At 70.9% G+C, this 18,690-nt stretch carries 16 protein-coding genes; 10 read left to right on the forward strand and 6 right to left on the reverse strand.

Annotated features, from left to right (window positions below):
* The 3 genes from argJ to BLW83_RS15980 all read left to right on the forward strand — a co-directional run bounded on the left by argJ (position 1) and on the right by BLW83_RS15980 (position 2,115).
* On the forward strand, positions 1-1,383 hold the full coding sequence (gene argJ, locus BLW83_RS01190) for a bifunctional glutamate N-acetyltransferase/amino-acid acetyltransferase ArgJ (protein ID WP_090844684.1): 1,383 nt from the start codon (positions 1-3) through the stop codon (positions 1,381-1,383).
* Positions 1,384-1,450: 67 nt separating this feature from the next.
* Positions 1,451-1,852 carry a (deoxy)nucleoside triphosphate pyrophosphohydrolase gene (locus BLW83_RS01195; RefSeq protein ID WP_090844687.1) on the forward strand — a complete coding sequence of 134 codons (402 nt, stop codon included), beginning with the start codon at positions 1,451-1,453 and terminating at the stop codon, positions 1,850-1,852.
* A 134-nt stretch (positions 1,853-1,986) separates the two neighbouring features.
* Positions 1,987-2,115 (forward strand): hypothetical protein, encoded by a 129-nt coding sequence (locus tag BLW83_RS15980; RefSeq protein ID WP_090845821.1) that lies wholly within the window; start codon positions 1,987-1,989, stop codon positions 2,113-2,115.
* 217 nt (positions 2,116-2,332) lie between these two features.
* On the opposite strand, the gene mfd is transcribed toward BLW83_RS15980, so the two are convergent.
* Together mfd and BLW83_RS01210 are read right to left on the reverse strand one after the other, a co-directional pair.
* Positions 2,333-5,944: a transcription-repair coupling factor gene (mfd, locus tag BLW83_RS01205; RefSeq protein WP_090844690.1), complete on the reverse strand. Its 3,612-nt coding sequence runs from the start codon at positions 5,942-5,944 to the stop codon at positions 2,333-2,335.
* A 51-nt stretch (positions 5,945-5,995) separates the two neighbouring features.
* A complete protein-coding gene (locus tag BLW83_RS01210) occupies positions 5,996-6,562 on the reverse strand; it encodes a hypothetical protein (protein WP_090844692.1) in 567 nt (188 codons plus the stop codon).
* Between the two features lie 121 nt (positions 6,563-6,683).
* Here BLW83_RS01210 and hemB point away from each other — a divergent pair, with 121 nt between their 5' ends.
* Positions 6,684-7,691 (forward strand): porphobilinogen synthase, encoded by a 1,008-nt coding sequence (gene hemB / locus BLW83_RS01215; protein ID WP_090844695.1) that lies wholly within the window; start codon positions 6,684-6,686, stop codon positions 7,689-7,691.
* Between the two features lie 175 nt (positions 7,692-7,866).
* Here hemB and BLW83_RS01220 read toward each other — a convergent pair whose 3' ends face one another.
* From BLW83_RS01220 to BLW83_RS01235, 4 genes are all read right to left on the reverse strand, one after another.
* Positions 7,867-8,526: a lytic transglycosylase domain-containing protein gene (locus BLW83_RS01220; protein ID WP_090844698.1), complete on the reverse strand. Its 660-nt coding sequence runs from the start codon at positions 8,524-8,526 to the stop codon at positions 7,867-7,869.
* Positions 8,527-8,857: 331 nt separating this feature from the next.
* Positions 8,858-9,382 (reverse strand): single-stranded DNA-binding protein, encoded by a 525-nt coding sequence (ssb, locus tag BLW83_RS01225; protein ID WP_090844702.1) that lies wholly within the window; start codon positions 9,380-9,382, stop codon positions 8,858-8,860.
* A gap of 66 nt (positions 9,383-9,448) precedes the next feature.
* Positions 9,449-10,549: a 3-dehydroquinate synthase gene (aroB, locus tag BLW83_RS01230; RefSeq protein ID WP_090844705.1), complete on the reverse strand. Its 1,101-nt coding sequence runs from the start codon at positions 10,547-10,549 to the stop codon at positions 9,449-9,451.
* Positions 10,549-11,094, reverse strand: coding sequence for a shikimate kinase (locus tag BLW83_RS01235; protein ID WP_090844708.1), 546 nt, complete (start codon positions 11,092-11,094; stop codon positions 10,549-10,551). Before BLW83_RS01235 ends, aroB begins: the two co-directional genes overlap by 1 nt.
* A 228-nt stretch (positions 11,095-11,322) precedes the next feature.
* Between BLW83_RS01235 and BLW83_RS01240 the strand changes: the two genes are divergently transcribed.
* The 6 genes from BLW83_RS01240 (at position 11,323) to BLW83_RS01265 (ending at position 18,671) form a co-directional block, all read left to right on the forward strand.
* Complete coding sequence (locus tag BLW83_RS01240; RefSeq protein ID WP_090844711.1) at positions 11,323-11,565, forward strand: hypothetical protein; 243 nt, start codon at positions 11,323-11,325, stop codon at positions 11,563-11,565.
* Positions 11,552-13,177, forward strand: coding sequence for a hypothetical protein (locus BLW83_RS01245; protein ID WP_245728566.1), 1,626 nt, complete (start codon positions 11,552-11,554; stop codon positions 13,175-13,177). Before BLW83_RS01240 ends, BLW83_RS01245 begins: the two co-directional genes overlap by 14 nt.
* A gap of 16 nt (positions 13,178-13,193) precedes the next feature.
* Positions 13,194-14,312, forward strand: a complete 1,119-nt coding sequence (locus BLW83_RS01250; protein WP_090845823.1) for a tyrosine recombinase — start codon at positions 13,194-13,196, stop codon at positions 14,310-14,312.
* A 151-nt stretch (positions 14,313-14,463) separates the two neighbouring features.
* Positions 14,464-16,485, forward strand: a complete 2,022-nt coding sequence (tkt, locus tag BLW83_RS01255) for a transketolase (RefSeq protein WP_090844714.1) — start codon at positions 14,464-14,466, stop codon at positions 16,483-16,485.
* Positions 16,486-16,756: 271 nt separating this feature from the next.
* Positions 16,757-17,689 (forward strand): DMT family transporter, encoded by a 933-nt coding sequence (locus BLW83_RS01260; protein ID WP_090844718.1) that lies wholly within the window; start codon positions 16,757-16,759, stop codon positions 17,687-17,689.
* Positions 17,682-18,671, forward strand: coding sequence for a lysophospholipid acyltransferase family protein (locus BLW83_RS01265; protein WP_090844722.1), 990 nt, complete (start codon positions 17,682-17,684; stop codon positions 18,669-18,671). Before BLW83_RS01260 ends, BLW83_RS01265 begins: the two co-directional genes overlap by 8 nt.
* Positions 18,672-18,690 lie beyond the last annotated feature (19 nt).

Consider the following 18,690-nt stretch of genomic DNA (forward strand, 5'->3'; position numbering starts at 1 on the left):
ATGGCCAAATCCCCCCGGAAAGCCGCGGAAAAACTGCTGCGCAAGGCCGAAAAAGCCGCGCGCAAGGCGCAAGAGGCCGCCGAACGCGCCGAAGCAGCCGCCGCATCGCCCGCCGCCGCCCCACCCCCCGCTGGCAAGGCTGGGCTGGCGGTGTCGCCCCTCGCCCCGGCCGGGTTCCCCGAACTGCCGGTGATCGCGGGTGTCGAATTCGCCGCCGGCGCCGCCGGGGTGAAATACAAGGACCGCACCGACGTGATGCTGGTGCGGCTGGCGCCGGGAACGGCGATTGCGGGGGCCTTTACCCGGTCCTCGACGCGGGCGGCCTGCGTGCTGGACTGTCAGGACAAGCTGGCGGGCAACCCGGGCAGCGACCAGGGCGCAGCCATCGTGGTGAATTCGGGCAACGCCAACGCCTTTACCGGCGCGGCCGGGCAGCGCTCGGTCGATGCGGTGACCGGGGCGGCGGCCAGCGCGCTGGGGGTGCCGGCGCGGCGGGTGTTTTCATCCTCGACCGGAGTGATCGGAGAGCCGCTGCCGCATGAGCGCATCACCGCCATCATGGACGATCTGGCCGGCAGGCTGGATCAGGGCGGGATCGCCGCGGCGGCGCGCGCGATCATGACCACCGACACCTTTCCCAAGGGGGCAGGCGCGGAAATCGACGCGGACGGCGGCACCATCCGCATTGCCGGCATCGCCAAGGGCTCGGGGATGATCGCGCCCGACATGGCGACGATGCTGGTCTATATCTTTACCGACGCAAGGATCGAGCCGGCGCTGCTGCAACGCATCCTGTCGGCGCAGATGGACGCGACCTTCAACGCGATCACCGTGGACAGCGACACCTCGACCTCGGACGCGCTGATCGTGGCGGCGACGGGGCAGTCGCAGGCGGGTGCGATCACCGACCTGCGCAGCAAACCCGCGCGCGCCTTTACCCAGGCGCTGGCCGGGGTGATGCGCGATCTGGCGCAGCAGGTGGTCCGCGACGGCGAGGGCGCGACGAAATTCGTCGAGGTGCAGGTGACCGGCGCCGCCAGCGACGCCGACGCCCACAAGGTCGCCATGGCCATCGCCAACAGCCCGCTGGTCAAGACCGCCATCGCCGGCGAGGACGCCAACTGGGGCCGCGTGGTCATGGCGGTCGGCAAGTCGGGCGCCCAGGCCGACCGCGACCGCCTGTCGATCCGCTTTGGCGACATGGTGCTGGCCGAGAACGGCTGGCGCGCGCCCGGCTATGACGAGGCCGCCGCCAGCGCCTATATGAAGCGGGCCGAGCTGGTGATCGGGGTCGATCTGGGGCTGGGGCGCGGGGGCCGCACCGTGTGGACCTGTGACCTGACCCACGGCTATATCGACATCAACGCCGATTACCGGTCGTAAAAAGGGGGGCTTTGCGCCCCCCGCCCATGCGGGCTCCCCCCGCGGGATATTCAGGCAAGGAAGAACAATGGCGCGGCTGGTTCTGGTGGCGGCGGTGGCCCTGATCGACCCCGAGGGGCGGGTGCTGCTGGCCCGGCGTCCCCCCGGCAAGCCAATGGCGGGGCTGTGGGAATTTCCCGGCGGCAAGGTCGATCCGGGCGAGACCCCCGAGGCCGCGCTGATCCGCGAGCTCGAGGAAGAGCTGGGCATCCAGACCTGGGATTCCTGCCTGGCGCCGCTGACCTTTGCCAGCCACGGCTATGAGGATTTCCACCTGCTGATGCCGCTGTTCGCCTGTCGCCGCTGGCAGGGCGTGCCGCAACCGCGCGAGGGGCAAGAGCTGGCCTGGGTTCGGGCCGACGATCTGGCGCGCTATCCGATGCCCGAGGCCGACCTGCCGCTGGTGCCGATCCTGCGCGACTGGCTTTAGCGTGCCTCAATCCGTTGCATGTTAACCACAATTTCGACGATGCGCGGATAAATTCCGATTTCTGTTAACTTTATCGTAAACCTTCCGGTCCATTTTCGAGAGCATCGGATCTGGGAAGAGGGAAGGACTTGAAGATGATTCGCACGATTGTCGTCGGAAGCTGCGTGTCGGTGCAGGGCACGTTCGAGCGTGACATGGGCAATGGCCGGATCGCGGTGCGGGTGGGCCAGAATACCTATGTCGGAAAGCCGGTGCTGAGCTGAGGCCCCGGGGGCCGGGATCGCCTCGCGTCCATGGCGGGCGGGGGGTGAACTCGCTGGACCGGGCGGCCAGGCCGGATGATGCTGGCGCGGACCGGAACACCCGGCAGGGAATGGCCGGGGTCCGACCATCAGGCCGGGGGTTGCGACCGCATACCCGGGCACCCGCCTTGAACAGGATCAGCGCCCCCTGCGGGTGCAACGCCGGAGGCTTGATACGCTAGAGCCTTTGCGCAGGTTTTCGCAGCTTGCCGGATATGGCTTTGGCCGCGGGGCTTTTGCCTGCGGGCTGGCTTGCCCTGCTCGCTGGCGCCGGTGTTGTTGCCGCATGTGGTGTTGCGGCGGCTCTGGCGGGATCAACCGCGTTTTGCATGGGGGCCTGACGCGCCGCCGCCGCCCCGGCCTTGATCTGCGCCGCCAGCTCCTTGGCGATGGCAAAGGCGCCCTTGATACGGTCGGCCTCGGACGGCCAGGGGCGGCTGACCACCAGCTTGTTGTCGGTGATCCGCGCCGCGCCCTTCTGCGCGGTCAGGAACTCGACCAGCCCGGCGGGGTTCGGGAACTTGTCCTGATGGAACTGGATCGTCACCCCCTTGGGTCCGGCCACCAGCGACGAGATATTCGCGCGCTTGGCCATCGCCTTGATGCGGATGACCAGCAGCAGCGTGTTCACCTCGCGCGGGAGGGGGCCGAAACGGTCGATCAGCTCGGCGGCAAAGCCCTCAAGCTCAACCTTGGTGGTCAGCTGCGACAGGCGACGATACAGCTCCAGCCGCACGTCGAGATCAGGGATGTAGCTGTCGGGGATCGTGACCGGCACGCCAAGGGTCAGCACCGGCGCCCATTCGTCCTCGGGGGTGCCCTCAAGCTCGCCCGATTTCAGCCGCTCGATGGTTTCTTCCAGCATCTGCTGGTAAAGCTCAAAGCCTACCTCTTTGATATGGCCGGATTGTTCCTCGCCCAGCAGGTTCCCGGCCCCGCGCAGGTCCAGATCCTGCGAGGCGAGGTTGAACCCCGCCCCAAGACTGTCGATCGAGCCCAGGAACTTCAGCCGCCGTATCGCCTGCGGGGTCAGCGGCACCCGCGGTTTCGTCGTCAGATAGCAATAGGCGCGGGTCTTGGACCGCCCCACCCGGCCCCGGATCTGGTAAAGCTGCGCCAGCCCGAACATGTCGGCGCGCCACACAACCATGGTGTTGGCCGACGGAATATCCAGCCCCGATTCCACGATCGAGGTCGCCAGCAGCACATCGTGGCTGCCGTCGTAAAACGCGTTCATCCGCTGGTCCAGATCGCCCGCCGCCAGCTGCCCATGCGCCACGATGGTGGACACCTCGGGGACGTGTTCGCGCAGCCAGTCCTCGACCTCGGGCAGGTCCGACAGGCGCGGCACCACGAAAAAGCTTTGCCCGCCGCGGTATTTCTCGCGCAGCAGGGCCTCGCGGATGGTGACGCTGTCGAACTCGGACACATAGGTGCGGATCGCCAGCCGGTCCACCGGCGGCGTGCCGATGATCGAAAGATCGCGCACCCCGGTCAGCGACAGTTGCAGCGTGCGCGGGATCGGGGTGGCGGTCAGGGTCAGCACGTGGATGTCGGAGCGCAGATCCTTCAGCCGTTCCTTGTGGGCGACGCCAAAATGCTGTTCCTCGTCGATCACCAGCAGGCCGAGGTTCTTGAACCGCACCTGTTTGGCCAGCACCGCGTGGGTGCCCACGACAACATCGACCGAGCCATCCGCCAGCCCCGCCCGCGTCGCCGCCGCGTCCTTGGCGCCGACGAAACGCGACAGCGGCCGCACGGAAATCGCGGTGCCGCGGAAACGCTCGGCAAAGCTGCGGAAATGCTGGCGGGCCAGCAGCGTGGTCGGCGCCACCACCGCCACCTGCATCCCCTGACTGGCGGCGATAAAGGCCGCGCGCATCGCCACCTCGGTCTTGCCGAAGCCGACATCGCCCACGACCAGCCGGTCCATCGGCCGCCCCGCCGACAGATCGGCCGACACGTCATCGATGGCCGCCATCTGGTCGTCGGTTTCGGTATAGGGAAAGCGGGCAGAAAAGCTTTCCCATTCATGGCGTTCCGGTTCCAGCACCGGGGCCGGGCGCAGCAGCCGTTCCGCCGCCACCCGCATCAGGCGGTCGGCGATCTGGCGGATACGTTCCTTGAGCCGCGCCTTGCGGGCCTGCCAGGCGCCGCCGCCCAGCTTGTCAAGCAGACCTTCTTCGTGCCCGTAGCGGGTCAGCAGCTCGATGTTTTCCACCGGCAGCAGCAGCCGGTCGCCGCCCGCGTATTCCAGCGCCACGCAGTCATGCGGCACCCCCAGCGCGCGGATGGTTTCCAGCCCCGTATAGCGGCCGATGCCGTGTTCGACATGCACCACCAGATCGCCCGGGGTCAGCGAGGTGGTGTCTTTCAGGAAATTTTCCGCCCGCCGCCGCTTTTTCGCGCCGCGGATCAGCCGGTCGCCCAGCACGTCCTGTTCGGAAATCACCGCCAACGCGCCGGTGGCCTGCCCGTCCGAGACGAAACCTTCCTCAAGCGGCCAGACCGCCAGCCCCAGCGCGCCGCGCCCCTCGGGCAGGTCGCGGAGGTTGCCGATCGGCGTGCCCGCCAGACCTTCGTCGGCCAAAAGCCCGCTCAGCCGCTCGCGGGCGCCCTCGGAAAAGCTGGCGACCACCACGCGGCGGGTCTTTTGCAGCTCGCGGATATGGGTAGCGAGCGCGCCGAACAGGTCGGTCTTTTCCGCCTGCCGCTCGGGTGCGAAATTCCGCCCTACCCGGCCGCCCGCGTCCAGCACCCCCGGGCCGGGGGGCTGCGCCAGCACCGACAGCCGGATCACCCGGTGCGCGGCCAGCCAGCGCGCCCATTCCTCGGCATCCGCGAACATCGCGGCCGGCGCGACCGGGCGATAGACATTGTCGGCGCCGCGTCTGGCCAGCGCCTCGCGCCGCGCGTCGTGCTGTTCGGTGATGGTGTCCCAGCGGGCGGCGCGGTGCTGTTCGGCGTGGTCGTCCAGCACCACCGAGGCGCCCGGCAGATAGTCGAAGACGCTGTCCAGCCGCTCGTGAAACCACGGCAGCCAATGTTCCATTCCGGCCAGTTTCTGCCCGGCGCTGACGGCCTCATACAGCGGGTCATGGGTGCCGCCGCCGTATTCGGCGCGGTAGTTCTGGCGAAAGCGGGTGATCGAGTCCTCGTCCAGGATCACCTCGGACATCGGCGCGATCTCGACGCTGTCGAGCGCGCCAAGGCTGCGCTGGCTGTCGGGATCGAAGCGGCGGATTCCGTCCAGCACGTCGCCGAACAGGTCCAGCCGCACCGGACCGCCCGGCCCCGGCGGATAGATGTCGATGATGCCGCCGCGGATGGCGTAGTCGCCCGGCTCGGTCACGGTCGGGGACTGCGAAAACCCCATGCGGGCCAGGAAACCGCGCAGCTGGCCCTCGTCCAGCCGCTCGCCCTTGCGGGCGGTAAAGGACGCCGCCCGCACCGTATCCGCCGCCGGCAGGCGCTGCACCGCCGCATTCACCGTGGTCAGCAGCACATAGGGCGCCCGCAGCCGCCCCGAGGCCAGCGCCGCCAGCACCTGCAAGCGCTGCGCCATGATCTCGCCCGAGGGCGACACCCGGTCATAGGGGGTGGTGTCCCAGGCCGGCAGTTCCAGCACCGGCAGCTGCGGGGCAAAGAACGCCAGCGCGGCGCGCATCGCCGCCATGCGGCGGTCGTCGCGGGCGACGTGGATGACGGGGGCGCCGCGCCCGGCCTCGCGCGCGATCAGCGCAGCGTCGAGGCCCTCGGGCGCGCCGGACAGGATCAGGGTTTCGGCCATGCGCGCTGACCTAAACCGCAGGGGGCGAGAGTCAAGCGGTGATCGGGTCCGTTACAGCCCGTTGGGGTGCAGCAGATGCCAGCGCGTCCCCCACATCGCCGCAGCCAGCACCGCCGCCATCGACAGCGCCAGCGTCACGCGCATATGCGCCGCGACCATGGCGGCAATGCGGGATGCAGCCTCGGCCACCGGCAGGCGGCCCGATTGCGCGTCGGCCAGCGAGGGCAGCAGCCGCCGCGCCAGCCGCACCCGCAGCACCGCCAGCCACAATAGCGGCGCGATCAGCAAAAACAGCGCCTGCGCGGTTTCCAGCCCGTGGCGAAAGCCCAGCCCGGCCAGCAGCGTCAGCAGGAACGCGCCCGCCCCCACCAGCATCATCCCGTCGCCCGGCGCCACCCGCCAGCGCGGCGCGACCAGCGACACCCAGTCCAGCAGACGCAGCGCCTCGGGCGGCTCGTCCCCGGCGGGTTTGCGGCGATTGGCGCGGATCAGATCGGGCGGGATGCCCAGCGCGCCGCGGGTCGCCCTGCTCCAGGCGATGGCCAGCAGCAGCCAATACCACATCGAGGCGAAGGACCGCGTGTCCAGAATGGCGATCAGCGCCCTCGCCCCGTCCATCCGCTGCCCCCTGCTTGCCAGACCGCCGCTTATCCTAGCCAGCGTGGCGACGGCGGCAAGCCACCGCGGTTGCAACCCCGGTCCCCGCCGTGGCAAGCATCCCCAAAAGCAGGAGCCCGCCATGCCGTCCACCCCCATCGTCGCCCCCTTTCCCGCCGCCCGCCTGCGCCGCCTGCGCCGCACGCCCGGCCTGCGCGCCCTGACCGCCGAACACCGGCTGTCGGTGGAAAACCTGATCTGGCCGATCTTCGTGACCGAGGTGGCGGGGGGCGAGGGCGAGGTGCCCTCGATGCCCGGGGTCGAGCGGCTGACGCTGGACGGCGCGAAACGCGCGGCCGAGCGGGCGATGGAACTGGGCATCCCTGCGGTCTGCATCTTTCCGCATTCAGACCCCGATCTGAAGACCGAGGACTGCGAGCGCGCCTGGGATCCCGACAATATCGGCAACCGCGCCATCCGCGCCATCAAGCAGGTGGCGCCCGAGCTGGCGGTGATGACCGACATCGCGCTGGACCCCTATAACATCAACGGCCACGACGGTTTTGTCCGCGACGGCATCATCGTGAACGACGAAACCGTCGCGGCGCTGGTGCGCATGGCGCTGGCCCAGGTGGATGCGGGGGCGGACATTCTTGGCCCCTCGGACATGATGGACGGGCGCATCGCGGCGCTGCGCTCGGCGCTTGAGGGCGCGGGTCACAAGGACGTGGCGATCCTGTCCTATGCGGCGAAATACGCCAGCGGCTTTTACGGGCCGTTCCGCGATGCGGTGGGGGCCTCGGGGCGGCTGGTCGGCGACAAGAAGACCTATCAGATGAACCCGGCCAACCGCGAAGAGGCGCTGCGCTGCGTGGCGCGCGACCTGGCCGAGGGCGCCGACATGGTGATGGTCAAGCCGGGGATGCCCTATCTGGACATCTGCCGCGAGGTAAAGGACCGCTTTGCCGCGCCGACCTATGCCTATCAGGTCAGCGGCGAATACGCGATGATCGAGGGCGCGATCCGCAACGGCTGGCTGGGGCGCGAGGTGATGCTGGAAAGCCTGCTGTGTTTCCGTCGCGCCGGCTGCGACGGGGTTCTGACCTATTTCGCGCCCACGGTGGCCGAGTTGCTGGCGCGCGAGGGGTAAGGGTCGGGGCCGCGTGGGTTGGGGGCTTTGCCCCCGGCCCGTTCCGGGCCTCCCCCAGGATATTTTCGCACCAAAGACGGGCTACGGGCGCGGCGAACTGCGGCGCTTGGGTCTTTGGTGAGGAAATATCCTTTGGAGTCCGGGGGTGGAAAACCCCGGTGCGGCGCTGCGTCCTTCAGCTGCCGAGGATCACCCGGACGTAGTTCGTCGTCTCGCGATAGGGGGGCACGCCGCGGTATTTCGTGACCGCGCCCGGGCCGGCGTTATAGGCCGCAAGCGCCAGCCGCCAGTCGCCGAAGGTATTATACATCATCCGCAGGTAACGCGCGCCGCCGTCCAGATTCTGCAACGGGTCGTTCGGGTTCACCCCCAGCTTGGCCGCTGTCGCCGGCATCAGCTGCGCCAGCCCGGTCGCGCCCTTGTGCGAGCGCGCGCCCGCATTCCAGCCCGATTCCTGCTGCACGAGGCGCAGGAACAGATCCTCGGGGATGCCGTGCTTGCGGGCGGCGGCGCGGGCATGGGGCAGATACTGGCTGCGCTGGTTGCCCGCATATCGCGGAATCGCCTGCCCCGAGGTCGACGCCCGCCCGTCGAGGCTGATGACCGTCTTGCCGGCCTGCGCCGATTGCGGCTTCAACCGTTCCGAGCGCTGGTATTGTGCGGCCAGCCGCGAATCCATGAGCTGGGTCTGGCGCTGGAACTGCGCCGTCCGCGATTTGGTTCCTCCGCCCAGCCGCAGCCCCTCGGCCTGCGCGGGTGCGGATATCGCCAGTCCGCCGCAGATCACCGCAGCCACCCCGGCCAGCCGCACTGCCCTTGCGATCACTGCGCCCATCAGAAGGCCCCCTCGTGTCGTCTTGTAATTTTGCGGCAAGACTAGCGCAGATCGACCCGCCTGCCAGCCCCGCAGGCGGCGCGGGCGGCGACGGGGGCGCGAAGATAGGCGGAAAATTGCCGATGAACGTGAGGGAGCCGAGGGCGATTCCGGCGGAGGGCCGGTTCGGCTGCGGTCCGGTGCTGCGACGCGGGGCGGTCCCCCGGCGCGGGGCGAGAGGTTCGGGCCAGGTGGGCCGGGCGGCGGGCAGTAGCACCTTGCCATCCCGCTGGTCCGCAACGAAAAAACCCCGCCGAAGCGGCGGGGTTGTTGCTGTCGGGTCCGGCGTGGATCAGAACGGGATTTCGTCGTCGAAGTCCGGGCCTCGGCCGCCGCCCGAGCCGGCGCCCTGGCCGCCGCCCGCGCCGCCGCCACCGCCACCATAGCCGCCGTCGTCATAACCCCCGGACGAGCCGCCGCCATAGCTGCCACCACCACCGCCACCGCCACCGCCGCCACCGCCGCTGCGGCCGTCGAGCATGACCAGCGTGCCGCCGAATCCGCGGATCACCACCTCGGTCGAATAGCGGTCCTGCCCGGACTTGTCCTGCCATTTGCGGGTTTCCAGCTGACCTTCCAGATAGACCTTGCTGCCCTTTTTCAGGAACCGCTCGACCACGCCGACGAGGCCCTCGGACATGATGGCGACACTATGCCATTCCGTGCGCTCGCGCCGCTCGCCGGTGTTGCGGTCCTTCCAGCTTTCCGAGGTGGCGACGCGCAGGTTGGCGACCTTTCCGCCGCTGGGAAAGCTGCGGATCTCGGGGTCCTGACCCAGATTGCCGATCAGGATGACCTTGTTGACGCTGCCTGCCATAGACGTTTCCCCGCGGGTTGAGTTCGGCCCTTTACTAGCCCGGGCGGCGGCCGGGCGGCAAGCCGGTCAGCGCGATCCCGCCAGCACCGCGGCGATGGAATCGGGCGCCACGTCGCCGGCGACAAAGGCGCGGCCGATGCCGCGGGCCAGGATCAGCCGCAGCTGCCCGTCGATCACCTTTTTGTCCTGCCCCATCAGCGCGATCAGCCCCGCGTCGTCGGGAAGCGTGCCGGGGATGTCGGCCAGCCGCGCCGGCATCCCCATCGCCGCCAGATGCGCGGCGACGCGCGAGGGATCCTCTTGCGCGCAAAGCCCCAGCCGCGCCGACAGGTCAAAGGCCAGCGCGCAGCCGATTCCCACCCCCTCGCCATGCAGCAGCCGCGCAGAATAGCCGGTGGCGGATTCCAGCGCGTGGCCAAAGGTGTGGCCGAGGTTCAGCAGCGCGCGGTCGCCCTGTTCGGTTTCATCGCGCGCCACGATGTCGGCCTTCATCCCGACGGAATGGGCGACCGCGTGCAGCAGCGCATCCGGGTCGGTGCGCAGGGTGGGGCCGTGGGTTTCCAGCCATTCAAAGAAGCCGGCATCCCCCAGCAGCCCGTATTTCATCACCTCGCCGTAGCCCGCGAGGAAATCGCGTTCGGGCAGGGTCGCCAGCGCGTCGGTGTCGGCCAGCACCAGGCTGGGCTGGTGAAAGGCCCCGATCAGGTTCTTGCCCTGAGCCGAGTTGATGCCGGTCTTGCCGCCGACCGAGCTGTCCACCTGCGCCAGCAGCGTGGTGGGGATCTGCACGAAACGCACGCCGCGGCGCAGGATGGCGGCGGCGAAACCGGCCAGATCACCGATCACCCCGCCCCCCAGCGCGATCACGATGTCGCGACGCTCGATCCGCTCGGCGATCAGCCATTCGACGGCGCGGCCCAGATGATCCCAGGATTTGGTGGATTCGCCCGCGGGCAGCGCCAGCGAGGTGACGGCGATGCCCTGGGCGCCAAGCGCTGCTTGCAGCGCGGGCAGGTGCAGGGCGGCGACGGCCTCATCCGTCAGCACCGCCACGCGCGGGCGGACCAGCAGCGGCGCGATCTCGGCCCCCGCACGGGCGATCAACCCGGGGCCGATGCGGACCTGATAGGAACGGTCGCCCAGGGCGACGGGGACGGTGCGGGTCATCACTTCTCCTGCGCAGAGAGGGAGTTGGCGGCGTCATGGGCGCGCAGCGCGTCCAGCACGCGGCCGGCGGTGGTTTCGATCGAATCGCCCTCGCGCACCTCGATGGTCAGCTCGGCCAGCGCATAGCTGGGGGCGCGCTCGGCCAGCATCCGGGTCAGCGTGCCCAGCGGGTCGGGCGTCTGCAACAGCGGCCGGGTCGGCTTGTGGCGCACCCGGTGCCACAGCAGCGCCAGCGGGCAGTCAAGCCAGACCGAGACCCCCGCCCCGGCCACCAGCGCCCGGTTCGCCGGCCGCATCCACGCGCCGCCCCCGGTCGAGACCACGGCGGGCGGCCCGCGCAGCACCCGGCCCAGCACCTCGGTTTCGCGGGCGCGAAAGAAATCCTCGCCGTCGCGGGCAAAGATCTCGGGGATGGTGGCGGCGGCGGCGCGGGCGATCTCGGCGTCGGTGTCCAGATGCGGCACACCCAGCCGGCGCGAAAGCTCTGCGCCGACGGCGGATTTTCCGGCGCCCATCATCCCGATCAGCACGATGCTGCGTTTCACCCGGCCACCCTCCTGCCCTGCTGGTCCTTGCCCGTGAATGACCCCAGTTTCGCCAAATTGCCATAGGCAGGGCGGCGTTTCACGTCGCGCACCGGCCAAGCCGCGCGATCACGATCCGCTGGCGGCGGCTTTCGCAGCGCGCCCGGACCGGCTATTCCAAGGGCAAAATACCTGCCCGCCCGCAGGAATGGCGGCCAGGCGGTGCAAACCGAAAGGATCGAGGGACCGATGCGGCTGTTGCGAGTCATTGTCTTTTTGCTGGTGGCGGCGCTGCTCGCCCTGACCGGATATGCGTATTTCGGCGACATGAGCGCCGATCCCCGCACCACCCGGGTGCCGGTGCGGCTGGATCTGGGCGCCGCACCCACCACCGCGCCCCCCGCCCCGGCAGCGACGGCCGAGCCGGCCGAGCCGCCCGTGGACCCCGCCGCCGATCCGGGCGCGCCGGGCGATGCCGATGCGCTGGACTGAGCGCCGGCCCCGCCGCCACGCCGCAGGGCTGGCGCTGCCGGCCGCGCTGTGCGTGGCGCTGGTCGCGCTGCCTGCCGCGGCACAGGTGGCGACCGGCAGCGCGCCGATTTCGGCCAACGACTGGCTGACGACCGGCACGCCGCCCCTGCCCCCGCCGACGGCATGGCGGCCGGGCGACGCGATCCCGCCCGATGCGCAGATCCTGCGCGCGCCGGGGGGGGCGGCCTCGGACATGCTGCCCGCGACCGGCCTGCCGCCCGCCGTCGGCGTCACCCGGCTGGCCGAGGGCAACCCCGACGGCAAGGGCGCGATCCCGGCCGAGGCCGCCCGGCTGCCGCGCGACCTGTGGGGACCGGCCCCCGCAGGCGAGATCGCGCAGGAAATCGCCCGCGCGCAACCGCGGCTGTCGGCCGGGCGCTGGCTGCTGCAACGGATGCTGACCGCGCAGCTCGACCCGCCCACCGGCACCGCGCAGGGCGACGAGGGGCGGCTGTTTCTGGCCCGCGTCGACCGGCTGATCGCGCTGGGGCGGCTGGACGACGCCGAATCGCTGCTGCGCGCTGCGGGGTGGAAGGACCGCGCCCGGTTCCAGCGCCGCTTCGACATCGCGCTTTTGCGCGACGAGGCCGATGAGGTCTGCCACGCCATCGCCGAGACTCCGGGTCTTGCCCCCGATCTGGGCGCGCGGATCTATTGCCTTGCCCGCGCGGGCGACTGGTCGGCGGCGGCGCTGACCCTGCATGGCGCGCAGGCGGGCGGGCTGCTGGAGCCGCAGCTGGCGACGCTGCTGGACCGTTTCCTGGACGACGGCTCGGCCGATCTTTCCGCCGACCTGCCGCCGCCGGTGCAGGTCTCTGCGCTGGAATTCCGGCTGTTCGAGGCGATCGGCCAGCCGCTGGCCACCGGCGACCTGGAACTGGGGTTTGCGTGGTCCGACCTGACCGGCAACGCGGGATGGAAAGCCCGGATCGAGGCGGCCGAGCGGCTGTCGCGCGCCGGCGCCATCGACCCGCTGCTGCTGGCCGCCACCTATCTGGAACAGTCGCCGGCGGCCTCGGGCGGGGTGTGGGACCGGGCGGCGGCGTTCCAGAAACTGGACGAGGCGCTGGCGCTGGACGATACCGCGGCGGTGGGGGCGATGCTGCCCGCGGCCACGGCGCTGTTTGCGCGGGCGGGGCTGGCGATGCCCTTTGCCCGGCTGGTCGGGCCGCAGCTCGACGGCGGCGCGCTGGACATGGCGGCGGCGGAAACCGCGGCATATCTGCGGCTGCTGACCGGCCTGCCCGCCGGCGACGCCGCTGCCCTGCCCCCCGACGACCGCGCCCTGATCGCGCTGGCCGCGGGCGATGCTGCCGGCTTTGCCGACACCGACACCGCCCCCGGCGCCGCCTATGCCGCCGCGCTGATGGCCGAGCCGCAGAACGCGCCGCCACCCGGCGGCCGCGGCCTTGCCCTGCTGTCCGCCATCGCCGATGTCGATGCGGGGCTTGACGGCGACACCGCCCGCGCCAGCGCCGGGCTGCGCCGGATGGTCGAACTGGGCCAGCCCGCCGATGCGCGCATGGCAGCGGTCGAGCTGCTGCTGGGCGAACATATGGGGCTGCGGCGATGACCCGCCCGGCGCCGCCATGACCCGCGACGGCGCCCTGCCCGGCGCCCGCGGTGCGGCGCAACCCCCGCGCCGCGACAGCGCCCCCGCCCCGACGCCGCACGCCGCGCCCGCCCCCGACGCTGCTCCGGCCGCGGCTCCGGCCGCTGCCCCACCCGGCCGACGCGGCCGCAAGGCGGCTCGATCCGCCGCCAACACCCCCGACCTGCGGCTGGTCGAGGCTTTCCTGGACGCGCAGGCGGCCGAGGCGGGGGCCGCGCGCAACACCCTGCTGGCCTATGGGCGCGACCTTGCCGATTTCGCCGCCTTTGCCGCGCATCGGGGCCTGACGCTGAACACCGCCACCCGCGAGGACATCGAAACCTACCTGTCGCGCTGCGAGGCCGAGGGGCTGTCGCGCGCCACCCGCGCCCGCCGCCTGTCCGCGATCCGCCAGTTCACCCGCTTTGCGCTGGACGAGGGCTGGCGCGACGACGACCCCGCGATCCGCCTGTCCGGCCCCGGCCGCAGCCAGCGCCTGCCCCGGGTGCTGTCGCAACCCGAAATCGCGCGGCTGTTCGACGCAGCCGGCCAGCACGGAGCGAACCCGCAAGACCGCGCCCGCAACCTTGCGGCGCTGGAACTCGCCTATGCCACCGGAATGCGCGTGTCGGAACTGGTCGCGCTGCCCGCGGCCAACCTGCGCGGCGACCCCGAGCTGCTGCTGATCCGCGGCAAGGGCGGGCGTGAACGCATGGTGCCGCTGACCGCCCCCGCCCGCCGCGCCACCGCCGCATGGCTGGGGCTGCGCGACGCGGCCGCCCCCGACAGCCCGCTGGGCCGGCTGGTCGCCGGCAAGGGCGCGCGCTGGCTGTTTCCGGGCGCCGGCGCCGCGGGGCACATGACCCGGCAGGCGTTCCACGCGATGCTGGCCAGCCTTGCCGCCGCGGCCGGGTTTGCTGCGGGCAAGGTCACTCCGCATGTGCTGCGCCACGCCTTTGCCACCCATCTGCTGGAAGGCGGCGCCGATCTGCGCGCCATCCAGGCGCTGCTGGGCCACGCCGATCTGGGCACCACCGAAATCTACACCCATGTGCTGGACGAACGGATGCGCGAGCTGGTGCTGACCCGCCACCCGCTGGCGCGGGACCGCGGCTGACGCTTTCTTTCTTGCACAAATATCCGGCGGGATCGTCGTATACGACGATGGGGCTGGCCACGGTCCCGCCGCTTGCAACCGCGCCGCCCTCTGCCTATCACCCGAAACGACCCCGCCCGAACCGAACCCACCCCCTGAACCGGAGCCGCCCATGCCCCTGACCGCGCGCCGCCTTGCCGATCCCGATCATTGGAGCCTTGCCAGCGCGATCCGCGTCCTGTCGATGGATGCGGTCGAACAGGCCAATTCCGGCCACCCCGGAATGCCGATGGGCATGGCCGATGTCGCCACCGTGCTGTGGCGCAAGCACCTGAAATTCGACGCCGCCGCCCCGAACTGGTTCGACCGCGACCGCTTCATCCTGTCGGCGGGCCATGGCTCGATGCTGATCTATTCGCTGCTGCACCTGACCGGGTTCGAGCAGATGAGCCTCGACCAGTTGCGCAACTTCCGCCAGTGGGGTGCCGCCACCGCCGGTCACCCCGAATACGGCCACGCCGAGGGGATCGAGACCACCACCGGCCCGCTGGGCCAGGGGCTGGCGACCTCGGTCGGCTTTGCCATGGCCGAGGCCAAGCTGCGCGCCGAATTCGGCGAGGATCTGTGCGACCACCGCACCTGGGTGATCGCCGGCGACGGCTGCCTGATGGAAGGCATCAGCCAAGAGGCCATCGCGCTGGCCGGCCATCTGCGGCTGGGGCGGCTGATCGTGCTGTGGGACGACAACCAGATCACCATCGACGGCGCGCTGTCGCTGTCGGATTCGACCGACCAGCTGAAGCGCTTCGAGGCGTCGGGCTGGCGCACGCTCAGCTGCGACGGCCATGACCCGGCCGACATCGACCGCGCCCTGACCGCGGCCGCGCAGGACGACGGCCGCCCGGTGCTGGTCGCCTGCCGCACCGTCATCGGCTATGGCTCGGCGAAAAAGGGCGGCACCTCGGGCATCCATGGCTCGCCGCTGGGCGCCGATGAAATCGCCGCCACCCGCGCCGCCTATGGCTGGGAACACGCGCCATTCGAGTTGCCGCAGGACATCACCGCCCGCTGGCGCGAGATCGGCGCCCGGGGTGCGGCTGCGCGCGAGGCATGGGCCGCCCGCGTCGATGCCCTGCCCGAGGACCGGCGCGAGGCGTTCGCCGCCCGCGTCTCGGGCGAGACCAGCGACAGGCTGGCCCCCGCCATCGCCGCGCTCAAGCAGAAAACCAGCGCCGATGCGCCCAAGGTCGCGACCCGCAAGGCATCCGAAATGGTGCTTGAAATCGTCAACCCGATCCTGCCCGAAACCATCGGCGGCTCGGCCGACCTGACCGGCTCCAACAACACGAAAACCGCCGATCTGGGCATTTTCGACGCCCAGAACCGCGCCGGGCGCTATGTGCATTACGGCATCCGCGAACACGGCATGGCGGCGGCGATGAACGGGCTGGCGCTGCACGGGGGCCTGCGCCCCTATGGCGGCACCTTCATGGCGTTTACCGACTATGCCCGCGGCGCCATGCGGCTGTCGGCGCTGATGGGGGTGCCGGTCGTCTATGTGATGACCCACGATTCCATCGGCCTGGGCGAGGACGGCCCCACCCACCAGCCGGTCGAGCATCTGGCGATGCTGCGCGCGACGCCGAACACCTGGACCTTCCGCCCCGCCGATCTGGTCGAAACCGCCGAGGCGTGGGAACTGGCGCTGACCGCGGACAGCACCCCCTCGGTGCTGGCGCTGTCGCGGCAGAACCTGCCGACGCTGCGGCTGGATCACACCGACGACAACCTGACCGCCCGCGGCGCCTATGTGCTGCGCGAGGCGTCCGGGGCGCCGCAGGCGATCCTGATGGCCTCGGGGTCCGAGGTGGAAATCGCCGTCAAGGCCGCCGAGACGCTCGAGGCCGAGGGCACCCCGACCCGCGTCGTCTCGGTCCCCTGCATGGAACTGTTTGGCGACCAGCCCGAGGATTACCGCGCCAGCGTCCTGCCCCAAGGCCCGGTCCGCGTCGCCATCGAGGCCGCGGTGCGCCAGCCTTGGGACTGGCTGCTGATGGGGGAACGCGGCGCCGAAAAACGCGCGGGCTTCATCGGGATGACCGGGTTTGGCGCCTCGGCCCCGGCCGACCGGCTTTACAAGGAATTCGGCATCACCCCCGAGGCCACTGTGGCAAAGGTCAAGGCGCTGCTGTGATCCCTGCCGCGCGCCCGGTCCGTCCCCATGCGACCGGGGCGCCCGCCCGCGCCGGGGCCTGCTCAACCCGGCGCAGTGAACCGGGGCACCCCCTGCCCCGGTGCTGCCGCATCAATCGCCACGGGACGGCCCACCACCGCGGGACGCCCCGCCCCCGCGTGACGCCCCGCCGCCCCGTGATCCTCGTGCCCGGCTTCCCCGCCCTTCTTCATCACTCAAATATCCCCCGCGGAGCGTCCGGCCGCGCCGCCCCGCACCAAGGGTTCGGACAATGAGCGCGCCCGCCCCGCCCTTTCGGCCGCTGCCACTGCCCCGGCAGTCGCTGGGGGTGCTGGCGCTGCTGGCGTCGGTGTTCTGCTTTACCGTCATGGACGCGCTGGGCAAGCAGCTGATGGCGCAGGGGTATCACCCGGCGCAGATCGTCTGGGTGCGCATGGCGCTGAATCTGGCGCTGGTGGTGCTGGTGCTGGCGCCGCGGCTGCGGGTGGTGGCGCGTTCCTCGTCGCCCGTGCTGCATGTCGGGCGCGGGCTGACGCAGCTGGCCTCGATCGCGCTGTTTTTCAGCGCGCTGCAATTCATCGGCCTGGCCGAGGCCACCGCGATCATGGACATCAACCCGGTGCTGATCACCCTTGGCGCGGCGCTGTTTCTGGGCGAAAGCATCGGCCCGCGCCGCATGGCCGGCATCGCGGTGGCGCTGCTCGGCGCGATGATCGTGATCCGCCCCGGCGCCGGCGTGTTCCAGCCGGCGGCGCTGCTGCCGCTGCTGGGGGCGGTCAGCTATGCCGCCGGCGCGATCATGACGCGGATGGTGCGCGGCGACGGCACCGCCACCTCGATCCTGTGGTCGACGGGGGTGGCGACGCTGGTCGCCACGACGGTGGTGCCGTTCGTCTGGCAGCCGGTCGCAACCGGCGATCTGTGGGCGTTTCTTGCGCTGGGGCTGGTCGGCACCGCCGCACAGGCGCTGCTGATCCAGGCCTTTGTCATGGCCGAGGCCGCCGCCATCGCGCCCCTGGGCTATACCGGGCTGGTCTGGGCCACGCTGTGGGGCTGGCTGTTCTTTGGCGCGATGCCCGACGGCTGGACCATTGCGGGGGCCGCGCTGATCGTCGCAGCCGGGCTTTACGTCTGGCTGCGCGAGGCCCGGACCACACGGCCCGCACGCCCCCCGGAACAGGGTGCCCGAGGCCGCAATGGCTGAGCGCCCCACCCTCACCGACCGGCTGGGCAACGCGGCCTTTGTCGCGCTGATGCGGCTGGTGCAGGCGCTGCCCTATCCGCGGCGGGTGGCGCTGATGGGCTGGCTGTTTGCGCATCTGCTGGGGCCGCTGGCGGGCTGGCGGCGGCGCATCCGCGCCAATCTGGCGCTTGCCTGCCCCGACCTGCCGGAGGCCGAGATCCGCCGCCTGACCCGCGCGGTTCCCGAAAACGCCGGCCGCGCCATGGCCGAGACCTATTCGGGCGCCGATTTCCTGGCCCATATCCGCAAGGGCAGCCGGCTGGACGGGCCGGGCGTCGCGCTGCTGGAAAGCGCGGCGCAGGCGGGGCGCCCGGTGGTGCTGGCCGCTGCGCATTTCGGCAATTACGACGCCATGCGCGCGGCGCTGGTCGCGCGCGGCTGGCCGGTCGGCGGGCTTTACCGGCCGATGAACAACCCGCTGTTCAACCGCCATTACGTCGCCGCGATCGAGGCGATTAGCACGCCGCTGTTTCCCCGCGGCCGCAAGGGGCTGGCCGAGATGCTGAAATTCCTGCGCGGCGGCGGGTTCCTTGCGCTTGGCTTTGACCAGCATGTGCATGGGGCCGCGGTGCTGCGATTCTTCGGCCTGCCGGCCGCAACCGCGCTGACCCCGGCCGAGCTTGCCCTGCGCCACGACGCGCCCCTTGTCCCCATCGCCGCGATCCGCCAGCCCGGCGGGCTGGATTTCCGCGTCCATGTCGGCGACCCGATCCCCCCCGCCTCGCCCAAGACGATGATGCAGGCGCTGAACGACGATCTCGAATCGCTGGTGCGTGCGCATATGGAACAATGGCTGTGGATTCACCGCCGCTGGAAGGTCCGCACCCCGGCGGACCCAGACTCCGGCCGCGACAGGGACGACGCCCCGCATCCGGCCCTTGCCGGCGGTCCCGTCGCCGCACCGTCCGAAACGATTTCCCTTGCGGCGCCCAAGCGTCTATAAGCCCCGCGAAACGCCGCGT

This window comes from Paracoccus alkenifer (assembly GCF_900108405.1).
Taxonomy (GTDB): Bacteria; Pseudomonadota; Alphaproteobacteria; order Rhodobacterales; family Rhodobacteraceae; genus Paracoccus; species Paracoccus alkenifer.

Bases quoted from the DNA above. Each gene is read 5' to 3' on its own strand.
- BLW83_RS01220 (WP_090844698.1), bottom strand. From the start codon at position 8,526: ATGGGCGCAGTGATCGCAAGGGCAGTGCGGCTGGCCGGGGTGGCTGCG.
- BLW83_RS01240 (WP_090844711.1), top strand. From the start codon at position 11,323: ATGCGGCTGTTGCGAGTCATTGTCTTTTTGCTGGTGGCGGCGCTGCTC.
- BLW83_RS01195 (WP_090844687.1), top strand. From the start codon at position 1,451: ATGGCGCGGCTGGTTCTGGTGGCGGCGGTGGCCCTGATCGACCCCGAG.
- BLW83_RS01265 (WP_090844722.1), top strand. From the start codon at position 17,682: ATGGCTGAGCGCCCCACCCTCACCGACCGGCTGGGCAACGCGGCCTTT.
- hemB (WP_090844695.1), top strand. From the start codon at position 6,684: ATGCCGTCCACCCCCATCGTCGCCCCCTTTCCCGCCGCCCGCCTGCGC.
- argJ (WP_090844684.1), top strand. From the start codon at position 1: ATGGCCAAATCCCCCCGGAAAGCCGCGGAAAAACTGCTGCGCAAGGCC.
- BLW83_RS15980 (WP_090845821.1), top strand. From the start codon at position 1,987: ATGATTCGCACGATTGTCGTCGGAAGCTGCGTGTCGGTGCAGGGCACG.
- aroB (WP_090844705.1), bottom strand. From the start codon at position 10,549: ATGACCCGCACCGTCCCCGTCGCCCTGGGCGACCGTTCCTATCAGGTC.
- tkt (WP_090844714.1), top strand. From the start codon at position 14,464: ATGCCCCTGACCGCGCGCCGCCTTGCCGATCCCGATCATTGGAGCCTT.
- BLW83_RS01260 (WP_090844718.1), top strand. From the start codon at position 16,757: ATGAGCGCGCCCGCCCCGCCCTTTCGGCCGCTGCCACTGCCCCGGCAG.
- ssb (WP_090844702.1), bottom strand. From the start codon at position 9,382: ATGGCAGGCAGCGTCAACAAGGTCATCCTGATCGGCAATCTGGGTCAG.
- BLW83_RS01210 (WP_090844692.1), bottom strand. From the start codon at position 6,562: ATGGACGGGGCGAGGGCGCTGATCGCCATTCTGGACACGCGGTCCTTC.
- BLW83_RS01250 (WP_090845823.1), top strand. From the start codon at position 13,194: ATGACCCGCGACGGCGCCCTGCCCGGCGCCCGCGGTGCGGCGCAACCC.
- BLW83_RS01245 (WP_245728566.1), top strand. From the start codon at position 11,552: ATGCGCTGGACTGAGCGCCGGCCCCGCCGCCACGCCGCAGGGCTGGCG.
- mfd (WP_090844690.1), bottom strand. From the start codon at position 5,944: ATGGCCGAAACCCTGATCCTGTCCGGCGCGCCCGAGGGCCTCGACGCT.